Here is a 489-nt window from a genome sequence, read left to right on the forward strand (position 1 = left end):
CAAGGTGATCGCTCAAACTGAACAGGGACTTGGGATCCATAGCTGGCCTCCGTGATCGCGCGCCCTCAATGAATCATTATAGCCGTCCAAACGCTACCGGTTTTTGCGGGTCTCCAGCTTCCAGAGCGCCTCGAGGCTCGCCCCGATCGCGCGGGCCGCCTGCGTGACGATCCCGCTGGCGGCGAGCGCGGCGATGAACATGCGCTGACGATCGGGTGTGATCGAGTTGCGGCGCGGACGGCTGTGCAGATAGGGCGCGAAGCCGAGCAGCGGATCGTCCGCCTCGGGCAAGTCCTCGAAGAAGGTCATGGCCGAAGTGCGCCGCGAAGGCCGCACCGACCGGCACCCCACACGTTCCTCCCCGAGCTGGAGACCCGCAAAAACCGGGTAATTTCTGGCGAAGCGGGCTGGTTTGATGACGTCGAGGCTTCGGGGCGCACCAAGGGCATCGTTCGGACCAATTTCCATCATGCCCGGCGTTGATTTCGC

Annotated in this window: 1 pseudogene; it reads right to left on the minus strand. The window is 63.8% G+C overall.

Annotated elements, in window-relative coordinates:
• Window positions 1-93: 93 nt before the first annotated feature.
• A pseudogene (locus V2S85_RS27195) lies at window positions 94-489 on the minus strand (hypothetical protein); the annotation flags it as partial.

The organism is Novosphingobium resinovorum (assembly GCF_036352595.1).
GTDB classification, from domain to species: domain Bacteria; phylum Pseudomonadota; class Alphaproteobacteria; order Sphingomonadales; family Sphingomonadaceae; genus Novosphingobium; species Novosphingobium resinovorum_B.